The organism is Paracoccus sp. TOH (assembly GCF_030388245.1).
Taxonomy (GTDB): Bacteria; Pseudomonadota; Alphaproteobacteria; order Rhodobacterales; family Rhodobacteraceae; genus Paracoccus; species Paracoccus simplex.
Genome location: NZ_CP098360.1, coordinates 1562943 through 1581868, shown reverse-complemented (window position 1 = coordinate 1581868; position 18926 = coordinate 1562943). Strand labels below are relative to the sequence as shown.

The window sequence follows — 18926 nt, the reverse complement described above, 5'->3', positions numbered from 1 at the left end:
CCGTTACGCCCCCCGAAAATGCGCGACGACATCCTCGAAGCGCAGGGCGAAGGCGCCGCCTGCAGGCCGAGCGCAGACGGCGATCTGCTTGACGGTGCCGCGGACATATTGCCCGGTGCGCACGGTGGTGAAATTCACCCCCGGCATGCCGACAGGGGTTTCCTGGACCAGATCGCCCGCCAGCGTATAGGCGCGGACCGTCCGGGCCCGATTGTCGATTTCCAGCCCGACGACGAATTCCTGGCCATAGCTGACCGATCCCAGCGCGATGTTGCGGGCGGTGCCGTCATGATAGCGCGCCTGCAAAGCGCCGTTGTTGTTCTGGATGGCGATGGCGCCGGCGGAAGGGTTGGCCGCCAGCACCTGCGCCACGCCCGAGCCGTAGCCGTCCAGCACCGCGCGCACGACGATGAACACCCCGTCCACGCCCGCATTGCTCAGGTTGATCGCCTGCAGGCTGCGACCGTCGTTGAAGGCCACGCCCTCGGGGCCCATGGCGATGGCCGCGCCCGAACTGGTCGCGGCAAGGTTCCAGCCACCGCTGCCCTTGTTGGAAAGGCCGGTGACCGCGGTCGCGGCGCCGGTATAGGCCGAGCCTGCGTCAAAGAACCCGGCCGCCTGCGCCATGTCCGGCACGACCTCGGCCGCCGGCGCCACGATCAGCGAAGCAGTCTCGGCCTCGGCCATGCCCGCCTCGTTGCGCCAGCGGACAGTCAGCGCGTACTCCCCCGGTTCGGCAAGCTGCAACCGCATCTGCGCCGCATCGACCCGGTCGCGGATCGTGCTGCCGTTCAGGGTGATGTCCCATTCCGCCGCCGGCACCGGCATGCCGGTGGCCGAGCCGATATCCAGCGTCACGCTGGCACCAATTCCGGCATTGTCCGGCGAAAGTGCCGGCGGCGCCACCACCTGCGGCGCGACGGCCTCGCCCTGCCCGGCGATCAGCGTGGTGCCGCGCGCATCCAGCAGCGGCACCGCCCGACCACCGGCATGGATGCGCTGCACGCCGCGAAACAGCGCAGCGCTCAGCCCGGCATGGATCGCCAGCGGATTGTCCCGCGGATCCAGCAGCACCAGATCGCTGTCGCGCCTTTGCCCCTCCGGCAGGGCCTCGTAACCGGCCTGGTCCCGGGCGACGACCAGCCGCACCGCGCTGCCCTCGCGCGCCGCCTTCAGGTTCTGGGCGCTGGTCCGTTCCAGATCCCCCAGGGTGATCTCGGTGGCCGAGGCCAGAAACAGCGATTTCACCTCGAAGACCTTGGCCACATATTGGTTGTAGCCCTCGATGCTCCAGTTGGTGGCCGCCGCATCGCCCTCGGCATTGACGAGCAATGGCAGCGACCACTCGCCCTGCGCGTTGGTGGTGGCCTCGACCTTCCGGATCACCACCTGCGCGCCGTCGAACACGTCGGACCCGTTCAGCGTGGCGACGATCTTGCCCTCGGCGATGGGGGCAAGGGTGGCATCCATCAGGACACCCCTGACTGTGGCTTTGTTCGGCATCTGCGTTCCTCTGCTCATTCCGAAGGGCGCGGACATTATCCGGAGGATTCGGCAGCGTTGCCGGTTGTGGCCAAGCAACGGCCGGCCGCGGGCAAAGGCAGTTTGGATCGGGGATCGCGCCGGACCGGATCAGGCGGTGGGAAGCAGCACGCGCTTGCCCAGCCGCTCACGCACCGGACGCAGCTTGCCGATCACCTCATGGATCTTGTCGCCATTCGCGGGCACGCCCAGTTCGACACAGCGGGCCGCCGCTTCCAGCGCGGTGGGAAAGCGCCCCAGCCGCGCCGCGTGGACGCCCAGCACCCGGAAATACAGCGCGCTGCGCCGCCGGCCCTGCAGCAGGGCACGGATCGGCGGCCGCGACTCGGGTTGCCCCAGCAGGGTCGGCAGCACGAAGCCGCCCAGCAGCCGGGCATCCTGCATGACCAGCAGCGGCATGTGCCCGGCGAAAGGCAGCGCCACCACCTCCCAGTTGCGGGTCAGCGGATAGAGCGCCAGGTGATGCCGGTCATCATTGCGGGGGTCCAGGATCACGGTGATCCGGGCATGTTCATGGATCTCGCGCGTGACGTCGTGGCGGAAGGCGCCAAGCGCCTCGGCCTCCTTGCGCCAGCGCTTCTCGAACGGCACCACTGCCCGCTCGATCGAGAATTGCGGCACCACCGCGACCACCCGCTCGGCGCGCAGCCGGCCCGAGCCCAGCAGCGCCCCATAGCCGCCCATGCTGGAGCCATAGGTGACCAGCGGCCGCGAGCCGGCATGGGCGCGGATGGCCTCGATGGCGGGAAAGAAGTCGTCGTTCTGGAACCAGTCGGTGCGGTGGTTCAGGACGAAATAACCGTCCACCGCCTTGGCGCGCAGCCAGCGCTCGGCGAAACCGGGCCGCACATTGCCGGGGTTGAGCCCGGCATGGGAGAAGGTCACCACCGCGGGCCGGCCCGCCTCGAGATTGTCCGGATGCTGCGCGGTGCGGATCGTATAGGCGGAACTGCTGTAGACGATCTCTTCCCGCAGCGGCATCTGATGCCCCCTTTTCAGCGTAACAGCTGATACACAACCAAAAACTTCTGTCGTTCTACCTGCAATCCACAGTTGTTATCAACAGGGAATAAACTAATTTGTCTGCCGCCGTGCAGGCGCTGGCGGACAACCGGAAAGCTCCGCCCGCTTGCCCGAGAGGCTTGGATCGCGAAGGACAAGCGCGCCGTTTCCGTCCCTCGAAGCCCGGGGGTCAGAGCCTGTCGGGAACAGACGCTTTGGCCGACCCGTTCAGCTCGACGCCCGGCGGGCCGCCGCTGTCAAGGCGTTCCTGAAATCGTCATAATCCCAAGGATTTGCCTGGTCCAGCCGACACCGCATCGGCCATCAGCCTGACGCACCGCGCAAAGCCCCGCGACCACGATCCCGGGCGCGGAATGTGGGCTCAGGCGACGCCCTCGGCCTTCTCGTCTTCCAGCCCCACGAATTCCGCAGCCGGCTTCTTGCCGACAACCTTGGCAAAGGTCGACAAGGCCAGCCCCTCCGGGCCCAGATAATCGAAATGCCGCTCCCAGGCCCGGCGCACGTCCTGCTCCGAGGCCCGCACCATGCCGCGCTTGCGCAGGATCTGCGCCTCGTGTCGCGGCGTGTCGTTGTCGCCACGATGCGTCACGATGCTGGGGAAATGCGGGTCCGTCACCGCGACCAGATGCTGCGGGATCTTGAAATGCCCATAGTCGAACACGGTCCGAGAGCTGTGCCGTACCGCCGCTCCGGCACTGAAGAAGGGGCTATACCAGTTGTAGATCCCCTCGGTCGGCCCGTCGGTCACGCAATAATAGAGCGACGAGAAGCTGACGGCGAAATGCGCGTTGCGCCACATTCCGGCGGCATGGCGGCGCAGGCGGCGGATGAAATCCTTGGCGACGCAATCGTCATCGTCCAACCGGAACTGCACGGTATTCGGCAGGTCGATCTCCAGCTCGGCGGCAATGCCGGTGACCGCCCCCGAGACATGCAGCGGTGGCAGGAACCGCAGCACGACCTGATCGACGGGCTGGCAAATCGCTTCCAGCCGGCGGCGGTATTCCTCGGGCATACGGTCCGAGGAGATGACCAGGAAGCGGAAATTCGGGTCGCTTTGCGCGCGCATCGAAGCCAGCGTCAGATGCTCGAAGGTCGCCAACCGCGACTCCATGCGGTCGGGAGCGAAAAGCTCGGCGGCCTTTTCCTCGTAGATCGCCTCAAGCTGGTCTTCGGACTTGTTGCGATAGGCCTTCCAATCCCCGCGGCCCAGCATGGAAAACCGGCATATGCCGAGAATGGAAATGTCTTGTTCCTTCATCGTTCGCCCGCAAGTTGTCCCGCCTTTCCTTCCTAGCAGGTCATCCCCCGCGATGCCATACGCTAAGCCGCGCGTCAGAGCCCAAAAGGTCCATCTGTCAGGGATTTGCGCAGAACAGGGTTGAGAATGCGAAAAGCCACGCGACCCGGAAAGGTTGCATGACTTCTCTCTGGATCATGGCGCCGGCGAACCCATCCGGTGTTTGGGCGACGATTCGCTGCATAATATGCCGGGCGGTGGCATGGTCCCCCGCCATCATCACCTCGGGCCTCGCTCGGATCCGCCCCCAACGATCCCGCGCAGGCTTGACCGCCCCGGCCATTTTTCCCAGATGCTGCGGACTGGATCGGGGGGCCGCTGGCCACGCGGATCGCCCTGCGCAACAAAGATCGCGTCGCGGGCCCTGATGACGCCGGTGGATAAGGGGCGGCTGAATCCCTGAAACGCCAACGGCCCCTGCCCCGCAGCTGACCGGGACGGGATCATATCGGTTGAGATCGCCGAGGATCAGGTCGGCTTGGGCGGATCGACCCACATACCCATGGACTGCGTGGTGATCACCGAAGCGGTCGCGACGGCGGCGACGGCAAAAACCCCGAAAATCAATGTCGAGGCAAGAATGGCCTGATGCGGCATGTTCAACTCCTGTTTGCGCTGGCGCCCAGCTTGCGACTCTCTGCAAAGAGGCGCAAGGTGCTCACGGTCGGGTTTCGTTCCTACTTTGGTCGCAGTTTTCAACCATTTGGTTTGGTTTTGTTCGCGCATCGTTCGAGTCGGAAGTCTCTCCCTCACCCACCTTGCGAAAACCGCACCGGACAGCCCCGCAGCCCCGCTCTTGGGCCCGATGATGCCGTCCTGGACAAGGGTTGCGGATTTCTGGAAAGCGCGGGTCACGGTGTCGCGGCCGAAAATCGCGTCGATGGCCCGCTCGCGCCAGAATGATGCCGCTCAAAAGGCATCTCCGGGCGGCCGCGACACTTGAGCCCTGCCGGGCACATGGCCTCCTCGATGCAGAAGCTCCGCACGAAGGCGAGGCGATCGGATGGGGTAGCGGCCAGGCGCGGCGCGCTTTCGGGACATTTATGGACAGGACCATTTTGACATAAAGTCCTCGCTCCGCAGGAGGCGCGGAAAATGTGGCAGGATAGTTTCGCCCCGTGATACAGAATCGCAGGCGGTTACTTTCATCGGGCCAAGGCGCTTGACTGCGCCCTTGGTTTAGGGCCAAGGATTTCTGATCCCCCTAAACTGGACGGTTTTGTCCAACAACACCGATTTGCAGTTTTATTTACCATGACCACCCAGAACGATTTTCACGCCTTCAACATTGAACCCATCGTGGACGAGCCGAAGCTGACGATCTTGCGCGGCGTCCCGGCGAATCCAGCCCCTGGCCCCATGGTCGTTTCTTTCGGAAGCTGGGGCCCCAAAGGCCGCCCTCCGGAATTCCGCCATGCTTTAGCTGCCATGCGGCGCAAGACCTTGTTCGTTTTGGAGCATGACTTCGGATATTATTCTCGCCCCCAGCGCGTGGATCGCATTTTCCCGATCATCGCTGAGGAAATGGACCGCCAGAAAACAGAGGTCGTCGATACGATGGGGTTTTCCATCGGCGCTTTCGGGGCGATTTCCTGGGCTGCCATTCTCCCGGTTCGCCATACGATGGCGTTTGCCCCCCGCTGGTCTCCCGATCCCGCCATCGTTCGTGATCCGCGCATTCGCGCGGAGATGGTCGAAAACTCGGGCGGCTTGCGCTTCCCTACTGCGAAAAAGGGACTGGAGAAAATCAGGGGAGGGATGATTCTCCATGGTTTGAACGGCCCTGACCGACTGCATATCCCTTACTTTCTCAGGACGTTTCACCTTGATCATTGGGTGGCGCCCCAAGGGGATCAGTTCATGCCGGCATGGTTGCGCAAGCGGCACATGCTGATCCCGGTGATCCGCGCGGTTCTTAACGGCGAGCGAAAGGTCCACAATGGCCTGATGAAAAAACTCCAAGCCGAAAGGTCTCGGAGTCTTTCCATGCTCTATCGGCTTGCGCATCTCCGGATCACGGCGCCGAATCCCGGCATCGACAAGGGCGGAATAGCATAGCGGCCGGCGTTTCTTGCGGCGGCCCATCGTCCGAGCAGCGCGCAGAGACCGCGCGAGCCGAGCTGGGAAAGGACCGCGGTCACGGCGACGGAAACCGTCAACTCCGGATAGGGTCGGCGCCATGCCGATGGCCATGAGCATCTTTCCGGCCAGGAACGGGCCAAAGGCCGGGTGGCGCCGGGGCCGCACCTCAACCCGCCTGGAAAATCCGGCACGGTATCCCTGGTCTTGAACCGGGCGCCAGCAGTCGACAGCTCGCCCGGGCCATGTCCCCCGCTCCAGATCCGGCGCTCGGGTTCCAGATCACCCGACGACGGACAGGCGGGTCGTGCAGTTCATGGCGAACCGCCTGAACGCCTCCATCACGCGCCGGCCCTGGCCGGCCTTCCAGCAAGCGGATGCAGCGGATGGGGCAAAGGCGCCAGGCACGGTCAGGCGCCGCCTGGCGGAAGCCAAGGCGACGGTGGACCGTCGGCAGAAGAACCTCATCCACGGCGGGATCGACGAGGCCTTTTCGACGTTCGCATCGGGCCGGCGCCGCGCCGAGCGAGGCAGCCAAGGCCAAGATGAACCCTCTGCCGGATATCAGCGAGGTTGCACGCTTCCGACTGCGGCGGATGATCTCGGAAAGATGCTCGACCGCTTCGCGTTGCGGATCGGCGTTGCCGTTCCCGACAAGGATCGTGATTGCTTCGAGATGTTCCGGTCGACGATCACCAGCGTGACGTCCAAGCCCTGCCGGGTGGTGCCATGGACTGTGGAGGGAACCATAGCCCCCTTCCCTGCCCTATCGGGAACAGGTCGGGGGGTATCCATGGTGCCGGTGAAGGGACTCGAACCCCCGACCCCATCATTACGAATGACGTGCTCTACCAGCTGAGCTACACCGGCGTTCCATGTGCCGCGCCGGATAGCAGGTTCCGGCGCGGGCGAAAAGGGGGGATCAGTGTTTTTTCCCCGCGATCTTCACCGTCGCTTCCTCGGGCGGCTCGACATCCGGGCGCACAGGCAGAATGTCGCCCTGATCGGTGACGACCGGCTTGCGCGCCGCTTCGGAAACCGGCGCGGCCTGCGGCGTGGGTGCCGCGACAGCAGGCACCGGGATCGGCTCCGGCTCGGGGTCGGTGACGGTCATCGCCGGTTCGGCCCCACCCACGCCCGCGGCCGCACGCCGGTAATCCGACTCGCGCGGAACCATGCCGGGCGCGACATCGGCCACCTCGGCCAGAGGCACCGGCTCGGGCTCGGGCCGGGACTCGTCCGGCTGCCGATCGACCATGCCGGCGGCGCTGGCGCGCGGCGGGATCGGCACCGCGGCCGGCACCGGCGGGTCGGCCGCAGCAGCCTTGCCGCCAACCAGCAGCGGCAGCATCTCGGCCCCGTTCGCAGCCGGCGCGGTCCAGACCGCGCTGTCGGGCTCGCGCCAGGTCAGGGTGTCGAAACCGCCGCAGCTATCGCAGACCGGAGACCAATCCGCCATGACGTTGTGGCATTTGTCGCAGACCCATTGCGGGCCGCGGCTGGCGACCAGCGCGCGCGCCAGGATGCCGCGCACCACCGCGTCGTCCGCGCCCTCGCCCCGCTCGATGGCGGCCAGGATCGACAACGAGCGCACCGTCGGGTGCTTCTGCGCCAGATCGCCCAAGGCGCGGCGGGCACCGGGAAAATCCTCGGCGGCCAGCAGCAGTTCGGCGCGCAGCAACCGGGTTTCCTCGTGATCCGGGTTCTGCCGCATCAACTCCTCGAAGCGACGCAGCCGCGCGGCCGGCTTCTCGTCCGGCACGATCTCGGCATAGGCGGCGGCGATGGCGGGATGCGGGCGCACGCTCCAGGTCTTCTGCAAAACCCGGCCGGCATTCCTGGCGTCGTTCTGCGCGACATAGCTGCGCGCGGCCAGCACGGCGGCCGGGATCAGGTCGGGACTGGCCCGGTTGGCCGAGATCGCGGCCTCGCGCGCGCTGATCGAATTGCCCTCGGCCAGCACCTCGGACGCCTCTTTCAGCGCCAACACCGCGTCGCGGCGCAGATGCACGTCCTTGGGAAGCTGGCCCTGCTTGCGCTTGTCCTTCAGCACCGCGCGCGCGCCCTTCCAGTCGCCCTCGCGGGTCTGCAGTTCCAGCAGCATGTCCTGCACCTCGGCGTGCTTGGGCTTCAGCGCATAGGCCTTTTCCGCCAGCTTCAGCGCCGTGGCGGTATCGCCCTCGGCCAGCTTCTGGTGCATCAGCCCGCGCACGCCGACAAAGCGGGTGCGCTGGTCCGACAGCAACCGGCGATAGATCTCGGCCGCCTTGGCCCGGTCGCCGGCGACCTCGGCGGCCTGCGCGGCCAGCAGGTCGGTGACATGCGGTTTGTCGAGGAGCCTTGCCGCCTTGGCGGCCTTGTCCTGCGCCAGCCGGCCCTCGCCCGAGGCGACGGCCAGCATCCCGTCGGACAGCGCGTCGTAACCCTTGCGCTCGCGCGAGCGGGCGAAAAAGCGGTTGATCGCCGTCTCGTCGCCCAACAGGAACCGGATGAAGGCGATCAGCAGGCCAAGCGCCCGCACCACCAGCCAGCCCAGCAGCACCACCACCAGCGCCGCGATGGCCAGCTGCACCGGCCCCAGCGTGTATTCGGTGCCGCCATAGACCATGCTCAGGCCCTGGCCGCTTTCCGAAAGCTGCAGCGCCCCCAGGGTGATGGCCAGAACGATGGCGAAGAAGATCAGGATTTTCAAAGCCGAAAGCAGCATGACGGGATCCTTACAAGCTGCCGGCGGCCAGGGCGGCCAGCGCGGCATTGGCCTCGACCCAGACACCCGCCTTGGCGGTCCAGTCCGACATGGCGTCCTGGCCGGGCTGCGGCAGGCCACCGATCTCGGCCAGCGCGCCCTTGATGTCGCCGGCCTTCACCGCCGCATCGGCACGCGACAGGACCGCGTCGGGATCGTCGCCCTCGCGCGGTTCGACCGAGCGGGCGCCGGTCTGCACCCGCAGGAAGTTCCCGATGCTGTCCAGCGCGCCGCCATTGCCGGGCGTCGCCTTCAGCGCCGCGGCCAGCCCGTCGCGCGCTGCGGCGGGAAAATCGCCGCGCAACTGTTCCAGCGTCGGCACCTCGCCCGCCAGCACCGCCGGAGGCTCGACGCCCGCGGCGCGCAGATCGGCCAGCGCCTGATCGCGCGCGCCCCCGGTCTCGATCGCCGCCTGCAGGGCGGCGGCGGCGGTTGCGGCCTGCGCACGGCGATTCGCGGCCTCGGCGCTTTCCTGCAGCGCGGCGGCTTGCGACTGGGCGGCGGCGATGCGCTTCTCGGCCTCCGCGGCGGCGGCGGCGATCTGGCCTTGCAGCGCCTGCGCCTGGGCGGCGAAGTCCTGCATCCGCTCGGCCGCGGCCGGGTCGGCCGCCGGGCGCGAAGAAAGCTCGTCGATGCGCTGCTGCTGCGCCGTCAGGCGGGCATTCACGTCATCCACCAATTGCTGCAGCTGCGCGCCGTTTTCGCCCGAGACCACGGTCTGCGTCGCCGGCCGCGCCGCCAGCTCCGAGACGGTGCGTTCCAGCGCCGCCAGCTTGTCGGTCTGGGCCTTCAGCGCCGCCGCGTCGCCGCCTGGCAGCGAGGCATCGGCCAACGCCTGGCGCGCCGCATCCGCCCCCGCATCCGAGGCGCGGCTGGCGAAGACATCGCCCTGCGCCTCGATTTCGGCCTTGGCGGCCTCGGTGCCGGCCTCGCGGGCGGCGGCGATCTCGGCCTCGGTCGGGGCGGTTTCGGGCAGGGCGGGCTGCCAGGCCGGCGGCAGATGCGGGATCGCCCACCAGGCCGCGGCGGCACCCAGCCCGGCAGCGACGACGCCGCCCAGGACGGTCGGCATGAAGCCGGCCTTGCGCACCTCGACCACCCGGGTCTCGACCCGCTCGGGCTTCGGCTCGGGCTTGGCGGCATCAGGTTTCGGAGCGACGTTCTTCGCGGCCTCGGTTTTCGCGGTCTCGGGTTTCGCAGCCTCGGTTTTCGCGGCGGCCACCGGCGGAATGGACGACGATTCGACCCGGGCCCCGCCCGGCTGCGCCGCCGCGGCCGAGGGTTTGGGCGCCGCGGCCTCGGCGCCCTTGCCCGAACCGACCAGCCGCGATTCGACCTGCGGTTTGGCTTCGGTCTTGGCCGGTCCGGCACCCTCGCCCGAGCTGACGGGGCGGCTTTCGATCACCGGGCCAGACACCGCCTTCTTTTTCGTTTCCTGTCCGGGGGTTGACGTGTTGTCGCTGGAATTGGCTTCTGGCTTTCTCACAATTCTTCCCCGTTCCGTTTCTGCATTGCGTCCCGGCGGCCCCGGCCCTTGCCATCGCGCCCCGGCCCGCAATCATGACTGGCTCCCGGCGGCAGTCTAGTGGGCGGCGCGATACGCCTCAACCCGCCTCACATGCTTTGTTCCGCGCCGAGCAGCCTTTCCAGCGCGCATATCATCCCTTCCGCATCGGGGGCAGGGGCGATGACGGCGCGGTCGGCGGGGTTTTGCCACGCCGCCCGCGCCGCGGCGCTGATCGGCACCAGCCACAGCGGCGCCCGCGCGCCCCCGGCCTGCCCGGCCAGCAGCCGCGCCGAACGGGGCGAGAACAGCGGCAGGATCACCGGGGCGGTTCCCGCCAGCACCGCCTGCGCCTCGGGGGTCAGCGGCATGGGCAACTGGTCATAGACGACCATGCCCGGAACCGGCAATTCCTTGGCCACATGCGCCCCATGCGGGTGCAGCCAGCCCGCGTCCAACCCCCTGAGCAGCGGCATCATCCGGGCCGCGTCGCCCGGCCCCTCGGTCACCGCGAAGCCCGCGGCGCGCGCCGCCTCGGCGGTCGCCGGGCCGACGCAGATCGCCGGCCGGCCGCGCCCCGCGCCCGCCGCCGGCACCGCGTTCACCGAGGTGAAGACCAGCCCCCGCGCCGCCGCCAGCCGCGCCGCATCATGCGCCACCGGCCGGATGCACAGCACCGGCGAGATCACCACCGGCAGCCCCAGATGCGCCACGGCTGCGGCAAAACGCCGCGATGCCGGCTCGGGCCGGGTCAGAAGCAGCAGGGGCACGGGCTTGGGCGGCATGGCAATCGGCCTGACAAGGTGTTAGTTCCCCCTCTGCCTAGGCCCTTGGCGGCACGGGAACAAGGATGAGCATGGGACTGACCTTTCTGGGCATCGAAAGCAGCTGCGACGACACGGCCGCGGCGGTGGTGCGCGACGACCGCACGATCCTCGCCTCGGTGGTGGCGGGACAGGCGGCGCTGCATGCCGATTTCGGCGGCGTGGTGCCCGAGATCGCCGCCCGAGCCCATGCCGAGAAGCTGGACCTTTGCGTCGAGGCGGCGCTGGCCCAGTCCGGGCTGGCTTTGCGCGATCTGGACGGCATCGCCGTCACCGCCGGGCCGGGGCTGATCGGCGGCGTGCTGTCGGGGGTGATGCTGGCCAAGGGGCTGGCAGCGGGTAGCGGCCTGCCGCTGGTCGGCGTGAACCACCTTGCCGGCCATGCGCTGACGCCGCGCCTGACCGATGGCGTTGCCTATCCCTATCTGATGCTGCTGGTCTCGGGCGGGCATTGCCAGTTCCTGCGCGTGGACGGCCCCGAGGAGTTCACCCGGCTTGGCGGCACCATCGACGACGCCCCGGGCGAGGCCTTCGATAAGGTGGCGAAACTTCTGGGCCTGCCGCAGCCGGGCGGTCCCTCGGTCGAGGCCGCGGCCCGCGCCGGCGATGCGCGGCGCTTCGCCCTGCCCCGGCCGCTGCTGGACCGGCCGGGCTGCGATCTCAGCTTCTCGGGCCTCAAGACCGCGGTGCTGCGCCAGCGCGACGAGCTGGTGGCGGCGCAGGGCGGGCTGCACGAACAGGACCGCGCCGATCTTTGCGCCGGCTTCCAGGCGGCGGTGGCCGAGGTGCTGGCGGAAAAGACCCGCCGCGCGCTGGCCGCATCGCCCGCCCCGGTGCTGGCGGTGGCTGGCGGGGTCGCGGCCAACCAGACCCTGCGCGCCGCCCTGCAGGCGGTCGCGGCCGGCGCCGGCGCGACCTTCCTGGCCCCGCCGCTGCGGCTGTGCACCGACAATGCGGCGATGATCGCCTGGGCCGGGATCGAGGCCTACCAGGCCGGCCAGCGCGACGGCCTGGACCTGGCGGCGCGGCCGCGCTGGCCGCTGGACCAAAGGGCCGCGCCGATGCTGGGCGCCGGCAAGCGGGGGGCAAAGGCATGAGCGTGGCGGTGATCGGCGCCGGCGCCTTCGGCACGGCGCTGGCGGTGGTGCTGGCCGGCAAGGCGCCGGTCACGCTCTGGGGCCGCGACATCGGCTGGGCCGGGACGCGCGAGAACCCGCGCCTGCCCGGCATCCGCCTGCCCGACAGCCTGCGCGTCACCGACGCGCTGCAGGACTGCCTTGCCGATACCGTGCTGCTGGCTTTGCCGGCCCAGGTGCTGGGCGGTTTCCTGGCCGAACAGGGGCAGCTGTTCGACGGCCGCCGGCTGGTCAGCTGCGCCAAGGGCATCGACCTTGCCAGCCTGACCGGCCCCTCGGCCTTGATCGGCGCCGCCTGCCCGCAAGCGACGGTGGCGGTGCTGACCGGCCCCAGCTTCGCCGCCGACATCGCCCGCGGCCTGCCCACCGCCCTGACGCTGGCCTGCGCCGATCCCCAGGCCGCGCAATCCCTGCAACACCAGCTTTCCACCGGCGCGCTGCGGCTCTACCGCACCACCGACGTGCCGGGGGCGGAACTGGGCGGGGCGCTGAAGAACGTCATCGCCATCGCCGCCGGCGCCGCCATCGGCGCGGGCTATGGCGACAGCGCCCGCGCCAGCATCGTCACCCGCGGCTTTGCCGAGATGGTGCGGCTGGCCACGGCGCGCGGCGCGCGGGCCGAGACGCTGGCCGGGCTCTCGGGCCTGGGCGATCTGGTGCTGACCTGCACCTCGGACCAGTCGCGCAATTTCCGCTACGGCCTCGCGCTTGGCGCCGGCCGCGACTTCGCCGCCGGCACCACGGTCGAGGGCGCCGCCACCGCCCGGGCCATCACCGCCCTTGCCGCCCGCATGGGAATCGAGATGCCGGTGTCGAATCTGGTCGCGGGTCTTGCCGAGGGCCGCATCGCCATGGAACATGCGCTCGACATTCTGCTGAACCGTCCGCTCAAGGAGGAATGATGCCCCTTTTCGCCGTGATCTGCCGCGACCATGCCGGCAAGCTGCAAACCCGCCTGGATACCCGCGAGCAGCATCTCGCCTTTCTCGGCGCGCAGCCCGGCGTGACGCTGGCCGGTCCCTTCGTCCAGGACGGCCAGCCCTGCGGCTCGCTGCTGATCGTCGAGGGCGACAGCTTGTCCCAGGTCAAGGACTGGGCGGCGCAGGACCCCTATGCGCTGGCCGGACTGTTCGCCTCGGTCGAGGTGATCGAATGGAAGAAGGTGATCGGCTGATGGCGCATTGGCTGTTCAAGTCCGAACCGGACGTCTTCGGCTTCGACGACCTGATCGCCCGCGGCGACAAGGGCGAGCAATGGGACGGCGTGCGCAACTACCAGGCCCGCAACAACATGCGCGCCATGAAGAAGGGCGAGCGCGGCTTCTTCTACCATTCCAACATCGGCAAGGAGATCGTCGGCATCTGCGAGGTTCTGGCCGAGGCGCATCCCGACTCGACCGCCGCGGACCCGAAATGGGAATGCGTGGACGTCCGCGCCGTGGCCCGCATCAAGCGGCCGATCTCGCTGGACGAGGCCAAGGCCGAGCCGCGGCTCGCCGCGATGGTTCTGGTCAACAATTCGCGCCTCTCGGTGCAGCCGGTCTCGGATGCCGAATGGGAGGTCATTCTGGAACTGGCCGGCGGCACCGAACCGCTCTGACCAAGCCACCAGGCACCCCGTCCGGGCGACCCAGGAGAAGAGATATGGCACGCGGACCCAAACCCGTCGCGGACCGTCCGACGACGAAACGCATCGGCGCATTGCGGGCGCTCTGGCCCTTCATCCGTCCCTATCGCGGGCTGCTGGCCGCCGCGCTGGCGGCGCTGGCCGTGACCGCGGGGATCAGCCTGGTGCTGCCGCTTGCCGTGCGCCGGGTGGTCGACGGCTTCGATGCCGGCGCGCATCTGCTCGACCAATATTTCGGGGCGGCGCTCGCCATCGTCGGGCTGCTCGCGCTGGGGACCGGGATGCGCTACTATCTCGTCACCCGGCTGGGCGAGCGGGTGGTCGCCGATATCCGCAAGGCGGTTTTCGACCGGGTCATCGCCATGAGCCCGGCCTTCTACGAACGGGTGCTGACCGGCGAGATCATCAGCCGCATCACCACCGACACCACGCTGATCCAGTCGGTGATCGGCTCATCGGTGTCGATCGCGCTGCGCAATTTCCTGATCCTGACCGGCGGCATGGTGATGCTGGTCTGGACCTCGGCCAAGCTTTCCATGCTGCTTCTGGTGCTGGTGCCGGTGATCGTGGTGCCGATCATCGTGCTGGGCCGGCGGCTGCGCAAGCTGTCGCGCGAGAACCAGGACTGGATCGCGCAGTCTTCGGGCGCCGCCTCGGAAAGCCTGCTCTCGGCGCAGACCGTGCAGGCCTTCACCCATGAGGGGCCGACCCGCGCGCGCTTCACCGAGGTGACCGAGCGCGCCTTCGACTCGGCGCTGAGCCGGGTCAAGACCCGCACGGTGATGACGGTGATCGTGATCTTCCTGATCTTCTCGGGCGTGCTGGGCGTGCTCTGGATCGGGGCGCGCGACGTGCGGCTGGAAGCGATGACGGTGGGCGAGCTGGTGCAGTTCGTCATCTATGCCGTGCTGGTCGCCGGCGCCGTCGGCGCGCTGTCCGAGATCTGGGGCGAGCTGCAACGCGCCGCCGGCGCGACCGAGCGGCTGAGCGAGCTCTTGACCGCGCAGGATGCGCTGACCGATCCGGCGGATCCCGTCGCCCTGCCCCGCCCGGTGCGCGGCGCCATCGGCTTCGACGCGGTGACCTTCCACTATCCGTCGCGCCCCGACCGCTCGGCGCTGGAGGGCGCGACGCTCGACATCGCGCCGGGCGAGACGGTGGCGCTGGTCGGGCCCTCGGGCGCCGGCAAGACCACGGTGATCCAGCTGCTGCTGCGCTTCTGGGATCCGGATGCCGGGACGGTGCGCATCGACGGCATCGACCTGCGCGACATGGCGCGCGCCGATTTCCGCCAGGCCATCGCGCTGGTGCCGCAGGATCCAGTGATCTTTGCGACCACCGCGCGGGAAAACATCCGCTTCGGCCGCCCCGGCGCCTCGGATGCCGAGGTCGAGGCCGCCGCCCGCGCCGCCCATGCCGACGAATTCCTGCGCCTGTTGCCCGAGGGCTATGACAGCTATGTCGGCGAGCGCGGGGTGATGCTGTCCGGCGGGCAGAAGCAACGCATCGCCATCGCCCGCGCCATCCTGCGCGACGCGCCGATCCTGCTGCTGGACGAGGCGACCTCGGCCCTTGACGCCGAATCCGAGCGGCTGGTGCAGAACGCCGTGGACGATCTGGCCCGCACCCGCACCACGATCATCATCGCGCACCGGCTGGCGACGGTGAAGAAGGCCGACCGCATCGTGGTCTTCGATCACGGCAGGATCGTCGCCCAGGGCCGGCACGAGGATCTGGTGGCGCAAGGCGGACTCTATGCCCGTCTGGCCCGGCTGCAATTCACCGAAGGCGCCGCCGATCCGACCGAACCGGCCGGGGCCTGATTGGCGCCCGGGCCACCGGGGTCGCCGCCATCCCAGCGGGCCGCCGGCCCTGCAAGGGATCGGCGTGACCGGCCGGGCGCCCGGTCAGCGCGGTGCGCCGTAGACCGCCGCCCAATACACGGTCTTGCCATCCGCGCCGACCGCCTTGCCGATGCCGTAATGCCTGACCTGCGGGATCAGGATATTGGCGAGATGCCCGCTCGACCGCACCCATTCGCGCAGCACCCGGTCTTGGGTGAAGGGACCGGCGGCGATGTTCTCGGCGGCGATGCTGGGCCGGTAGCCGGCTTTCTTCAGCCGCTGCATCGGCCCCCTGGTGCCGCTGCCGCGATGCGACATGACACCGCGCCGGGCCATGTCGCAAGCATGCCGCGCCGCGGCAACCGCCAGTTCGGCATTCGGCTTCAGCGACGGCAGGCCGCGGGCCTTGCGGGTGGCATTGGTCGCCTGCACCGCTGCCTGATTTTCCCGCATCGACGTCTGGTAGCAGGTCACCGCCCCCGAGCGCTGCAGATCCTGCCCGGCCGCCTTGGTCGAGATTCGCGCAGCCTCTCCGGCCTGGGACGGGATCGCCATCAACCCGAAAAGGGTCAATGAAACGAGATAGTTAGCGTATTTGTTCAATTTCAACATCCTCTTGATCGCCGCAAACTAGGCGGGCGGGTTCAGTTTCTCAACTTCCGATTGCCGAAAATTGTCTGGAACCGCCGGCTCGGCGGAACGTTGCCGCTGGGACGCAATCTGAGAGAAGGAGTGGCCATGGCCATCTGGGATTTCGTGAAGGATGCCGGGAAATCGCTGTTCGGCAGCGAAGCCCAGGCGCAGGCAGCCCCGCAGGCGGCCCCCGCCCAGCCGGCGCAAAGCGACACCGATCGCAAGGTCGAGGCGCTGAAGGCCGAGCTCAAGGAACTGGGGCTGACCGGCAAGGACGTGCACCTGAAGCTGCGCGGCGACACCGTGATCATCTCGGGCAAGGCGCGCGATCAGGAGACGCTGGAGAAGCTGATCCTGGCGGTCGGCAACATCAAGGGCATCGCGCATGTCGAGCTGGCCGAGGGCGCGGGCACCGAAACCCCGGCGCCGGCCGGGGCCAAGCCGGTTTTCCATACCGTGCAGAAGGGCGAGACGCTTTCGGCCATCGCGCAGAAATATCTTGGCAAAGCCGCCCGCTATCCCGAGATCTTCGAGGCCAACAAGCCCATGCTCAGCGATCCCGACAAGATCTATCCCGGCCAGACCCTGCGGATTCCGCAGGCTTGACGCGGCGTCTCTGACGCTGCGTCTCGGCGTGCCGCGGGCAAGGCCCTGCTTGCCCCGGCGCGGTTTTTCGGACCATTCTTTCCGCAAGCGGGGCCCGCCTGTGTCCCGGCAGGAAGATGGGAGGAAATTGATGGCCAGGTTCGCGAACGTCGCAGACCGCGATGCGGTCGAGGCGGAGATGCCCTATGCGCAACGTCCGGTGCCGCGCACCCTTTACGAGGCCCTGACCCGGACCCGCGACCAGCATCCCCAGCGCCCGGCGATCAGCTTCCAGCTGTTCTCGGACCCCAAGGCCCCGGCGCGCACCCTCAGCTGGACCGAGCTGCACGAGCGGGTCACCGAGACGGCGAACCTGTTCCACACCCTGGGCGTCGGCCCCGGCGACGTGGTGGCCTATCTGCTGCCCAACTGCATCGAGGCGCCCGTGGTGCTGCTGGCCGGCGCCACCACCGGCATCGTGAACCCGATCAATCCGCTGCTCGATGCCGAGCAGATCGCCGGCATCCTGCGCGAGACCGGGGCCAAGGTCCTGGTCACGCTGAAGAGCTTCCCCAAGACCGACATCGCCCAGAAGGCGGCCGAGGCGGTGGCGCTGGCGCCGGGCGTGCAGACCGTGCTCGAGATCGACCTGCGCGGCTATCTGACCGGGCTCAAGCGCCTGCTGGTGCCGCTGATGCGCCCCAAGCTGCCGACCCGCCACCAGGCCAGGGTCATGGATTTCGAGGCCGCCGCCAGCGCCCAGCGCCACAATCGCCTGCTGTTCGACGAGCCGGCCGAGGATCGCGTCGCCGCCTATTTCCACACCGGCGGCACCACCGGCACGCCCAAGGTCGCCCAGCACAAGCAATCCGGCATGATCTACAACGGCTGGCTGGGCGGCACGCTGCTGTTCACCGAGCAGGACGTGCTGATGTGCCCGCTGCCGATGTTCCACGTCTTTGCCGCCTATCCGATCCTGATGTCCTGCCTGATGTCCGGGGCGCAGCTGGTCATGCCCACCCCTGCCGGCTATCGCGGCGAGGGGGTTTTCGACAATTTCTGGAAGCTGATCGAGCGCTGGCAGGCGACCTTCCTGATCACCGTGCCCACCGCCATCGCCGCGCTGATGCAGCGGCCGGTGAACGGCGACGTCTCGTCGCTGCGCATGGCGATCTCCGGCTCGGCACCGCTGCCCATGGAGCTCTACAACCGCTTCAAATCCGCCACCGGCGTCGAGATCGCCGAGGGCTACGGCCTGACCGAGGCGACCTGCCTGGTCTCGGTCAATCCCGTCGGCGGCCTGAAGAAGGTGGGTTCGGTCGGCATCCCCCTGCCCTATACCCATGTCCGCATCCTGCGCCGCGACGCGACCGGCTTCCACGCATGCGCCACCGACGAGATCGGCGAGATCTGCGTCGCCAATCCCGGCGTCTACGAGGGCTCGACCTATACCGAGCCCGACAAGAACCGCGACCTGTTCGCCGAGGGCCGCTTCCTGCGCACCGGCGATCTGGGGCGGATGGACGCCGACGGCTATCTGTGGATCACCGGCCGCGCCAAGGATCTGATCATCCGCGGCGGCCACAACATCGACCCGGCCGAGATCGAGGATGCGCTGCTGTCGCATCCCAAGGTCGCCTTCGTCGGCGCCATCGGCCAGCCGGACAGTTTCGCGGGCGAGCTGCCCTGCGCCTATGTCGAGCTGGTGGCGGGTGCCGAGGTGTCGGTCGAGGAGCTGATGGAACACGCGCGCGCGCATATCCACGAGCGTGCGGCGGTGCCGAAGCATATCGAGATCCTGGCCGAGCTGCCGAAGACCGCGGTGGGCAAGATCTTCAAGCCCGACCTGCGCAAGCTGGCGATCAAGCGCGTCTACGATGCGGCGCTGGCCAAGGCGGGGCTGGCGGTCGAGGTGGCCGAGGTGGTGGACGACAAGAAGCGCGGCCTGGTCGTGCGGCTGGCCCGCAAGGGCACGGTGGACGAGCAGGCGCTGGCGGATTGCCTGGGACAGTTCACCCGGCCTTGGGAATGGGCCTGAGCTGGGAAATCAGTAACCCCGCCCAGCGTCAGCCTTTGCAAAGGCT

General features: G+C 68.5%; 16 protein-coding genes and 1 tRNA gene. 8 read left to right on the top strand and 9 right to left on the bottom strand.

The window, feature by feature from the left end:
• Positions 1–3: 3 nt before the first annotated feature.
• The 4 genes from NBE95_RS07895 to NBE95_RS07880 form a co-directional block, all read right to left on the bottom strand.
• Positions 4–1470: a hypothetical protein gene (locus tag NBE95_RS07895; protein WP_289893362.1), complete on the bottom strand. Its 1467-nt coding sequence runs from the start codon at positions 1468–1470 to the stop codon at positions 4–6.
• 162 nt (positions 1471–1632) lie between these two features.
• Complete coding sequence (locus NBE95_RS07890; RefSeq protein WP_289893361.1) at positions 1633–2523, bottom strand: hypothetical protein; 891 nt, start codon at positions 2521–2523, stop codon at positions 1633–1635.
• Between the two features lie 403 nt (positions 2524–2926).
• The gene (locus NBE95_RS07885) at positions 2927–3826 is read right to left on the bottom strand and encodes a glycosyltransferase (protein ID WP_289893360.1); all 900 of its coding nucleotides are present in this window, start codon (positions 3824–3826) and stop codon (positions 2927–2929) included.
• 507 nt (positions 3827–4333) lie between these two features.
• The gene (locus tag NBE95_RS07880; protein WP_289893359.1) at positions 4334–4591 is read right to left on the bottom strand and encodes a hypothetical protein; all 258 of its coding nucleotides are present in this window, start codon (positions 4589–4591) and stop codon (positions 4334–4336) included.
• A 528-nt stretch (positions 4592–5119) separates the two neighbouring features.
• On the opposite strand from NBE95_RS07880, the gene NBE95_RS07875 reads away from it, so the two are divergent.
• Entirely contained in the window at positions 5120–5923 is an 804-nt protein-coding gene (locus NBE95_RS07875; protein WP_289893358.1) for a hypothetical protein, read from the top strand.
• 815 nt (positions 5924–6738) lie between these two features.
• Here NBE95_RS07875 and NBE95_RS07870 read toward each other — a convergent pair.
• The 4 genes from NBE95_RS07870 to NBE95_RS07855 form a co-directional block, all read right to left on the bottom strand.
• Positions 6739–6814 (bottom strand) — tRNA-Thr (locus tag NBE95_RS07870).
• Positions 6815–6866: 52 nt separating this feature from the next.
• Positions 6867–8651, bottom strand: coding sequence for a heme biosynthesis HemY N-terminal domain-containing protein (locus NBE95_RS07865; RefSeq protein ID WP_289893357.1), 1785 nt, complete (start codon positions 8649–8651; stop codon positions 6867–6869).
• 10 nt (positions 8652–8661) lie between these two features.
• A complete protein-coding gene (locus NBE95_RS07860) occupies positions 8662–10176 on the bottom strand; it encodes a hypothetical protein (RefSeq protein WP_289893356.1) in 1515 nt (504 codons plus the stop codon).
• A 128-nt stretch (positions 10177–10304) separates the two neighbouring features.
• Entirely contained in the window at positions 10305–10964 is a 660-nt protein-coding gene (locus NBE95_RS07855; RefSeq protein WP_289893355.1) for a uroporphyrinogen-III synthase, read from the bottom strand.
• A gap of 80 nt (positions 10965–11044) precedes the next feature.
• On the opposite strand from NBE95_RS07855, the gene tsaD reads away from it, so the two are divergent.
• The 5 genes from tsaD to NBE95_RS07830 are packed head-to-tail and all read left to right on the top strand — an operon-like array spanning position 11045 to position 15603.
• Entirely contained in the window at positions 11045–12115 is a 1071-nt protein-coding gene (gene tsaD / locus NBE95_RS07850) for a tRNA (adenosine(37)-N6)-threonylcarbamoyltransferase complex transferase subunit TsaD (protein WP_289893354.1), read from the top strand.
• A complete protein-coding gene (locus NBE95_RS07845) occupies positions 12112–13056 on the top strand; it encodes an NAD(P)H-dependent glycerol-3-phosphate dehydrogenase (protein WP_289893353.1) in 945 nt (314 codons plus the stop codon). The genes tsaD and NBE95_RS07845 overlap by 4 nt, the downstream gene beginning before the upstream one ends.
• A complete protein-coding gene (locus NBE95_RS07840; protein ID WP_289893352.1) occupies positions 13053–13328 on the top strand; it encodes a YciI family protein in 276 nt (91 codons plus the stop codon). Before NBE95_RS07845 ends, NBE95_RS07840 begins: the two co-directional genes overlap by 4 nt.
• Positions 13328–13753, top strand: a complete 426-nt coding sequence (locus tag NBE95_RS07835) for an EVE domain-containing protein (RefSeq protein ID WP_289894858.1) — start codon at positions 13328–13330, stop codon at positions 13751–13753. The genes NBE95_RS07840 and NBE95_RS07835 overlap by 1 nt, the downstream gene beginning before the upstream one ends.
• Positions 13754–13797: 44 nt before the next feature.
• The gene (locus NBE95_RS07830; RefSeq protein WP_289893351.1) at positions 13798–15603 is read left to right on the top strand and encodes an ABC transporter transmembrane domain-containing protein; all 1806 of its coding nucleotides are present in this window, start codon (positions 13798–13800) and stop codon (positions 15601–15603) included.
• A gap of 84 nt (positions 15604–15687) precedes the next feature.
• Here the strand turns inward: NBE95_RS07830 and NBE95_RS07825 are convergent, their stop codons facing one another.
• Positions 15688–16197, bottom strand: coding sequence for a CAP domain-containing protein (locus NBE95_RS07825; RefSeq protein ID WP_289893350.1), 510 nt, complete (start codon positions 16195–16197; stop codon positions 15688–15690).
• Between the two features lie 165 nt (positions 16198–16362).
• Here NBE95_RS07825 and lysM point away from each other — a divergent pair, with 165 nt between their 5' ends.
• Both lysM and NBE95_RS07815 read left to right on the top strand, forming a co-directional pair.
• A complete protein-coding gene (lysM, locus tag NBE95_RS07820; protein WP_289893349.1) occupies positions 16363–16863 on the top strand; it encodes a peptidoglycan-binding protein LysM in 501 nt (166 codons plus the stop codon).
• A 130-nt stretch (positions 16864–16993) separates the two neighbouring features.
• A complete protein-coding gene (locus tag NBE95_RS07815) occupies positions 16994–18880 on the top strand; it encodes an acyl-CoA synthetase (RefSeq protein ID WP_289893348.1) in 1887 nt (628 codons plus the stop codon).
• Positions 18881–18926 lie beyond the last annotated feature (46 nt).

Bases quoted from the DNA above. Each gene is read 5' to 3' on its own strand.
- NBE95_RS07895 (WP_289893362.1), bottom strand. From the start codon at position 1,470: ATGGATGCCACCCTTGCCCCCATCGCCGAGGGCAAGATCGTCGCCACG.
- NBE95_RS07890 (WP_289893361.1), bottom strand. From the start codon at position 2,523: ATGCCGCTGCGGGAAGAGATCGTCTACAGCAGTTCCGCCTATACGATC.
- NBE95_RS07885 (WP_289893360.1), bottom strand. From the start codon at position 3,826: ATGAAGGAACAAGACATTTCCATTCTCGGCATATGCCGGTTTTCCATG.
- NBE95_RS07880 (WP_289893359.1), bottom strand. From the start codon at position 4,591: ATGCGCGAACAAAACCAAACCAAATGGTTGAAAACTGCGACCAAAGTA.
- NBE95_RS07875 (WP_289893358.1), top strand. From the start codon at position 5,120: ATGACCACCCAGAACGATTTTCACGCCTTCAACATTGAACCCATCGTG.
- NBE95_RS07865 (WP_289893357.1), bottom strand. From the start codon at position 8,651: ATGCTGCTTTCGGCTTTGAAAATCCTGATCTTCTTCGCCATCGTTCTG.
- tsaD (WP_289893354.1), top strand. From the start codon at position 11,045: ATGAGCATGGGACTGACCTTTCTGGGCATCGAAAGCAGCTGCGACGAC.
- NBE95_RS07845 (WP_289893353.1), top strand. From the start codon at position 12,112: ATGAGCGTGGCGGTGATCGGCGCCGGCGCCTTCGGCACGGCGCTGGCG.
- NBE95_RS07840 (WP_289893352.1), top strand. From the start codon at position 13,053: ATGATGCCCCTTTTCGCCGTGATCTGCCGCGACCATGCCGGCAAGCTG.
- NBE95_RS07835 (WP_289894858.1), top strand. From the start codon at position 13,328: ATGGCGCATTGGCTGTTCAAGTCCGAACCGGACGTCTTCGGCTTCGAC.
- NBE95_RS07830 (WP_289893351.1), top strand. From the start codon at position 13,798: ATGGCACGCGGACCCAAACCCGTCGCGGACCGTCCGACGACGAAACGC.
- lysM (WP_289893349.1), top strand. From the start codon at position 16,363: ATGGCCATCTGGGATTTCGTGAAGGATGCCGGGAAATCGCTGTTCGGC.
- NBE95_RS07815 (WP_289893348.1), top strand. From the start codon at position 16,994: ATGGCCAGGTTCGCGAACGTCGCAGACCGCGATGCGGTCGAGGCGGAG.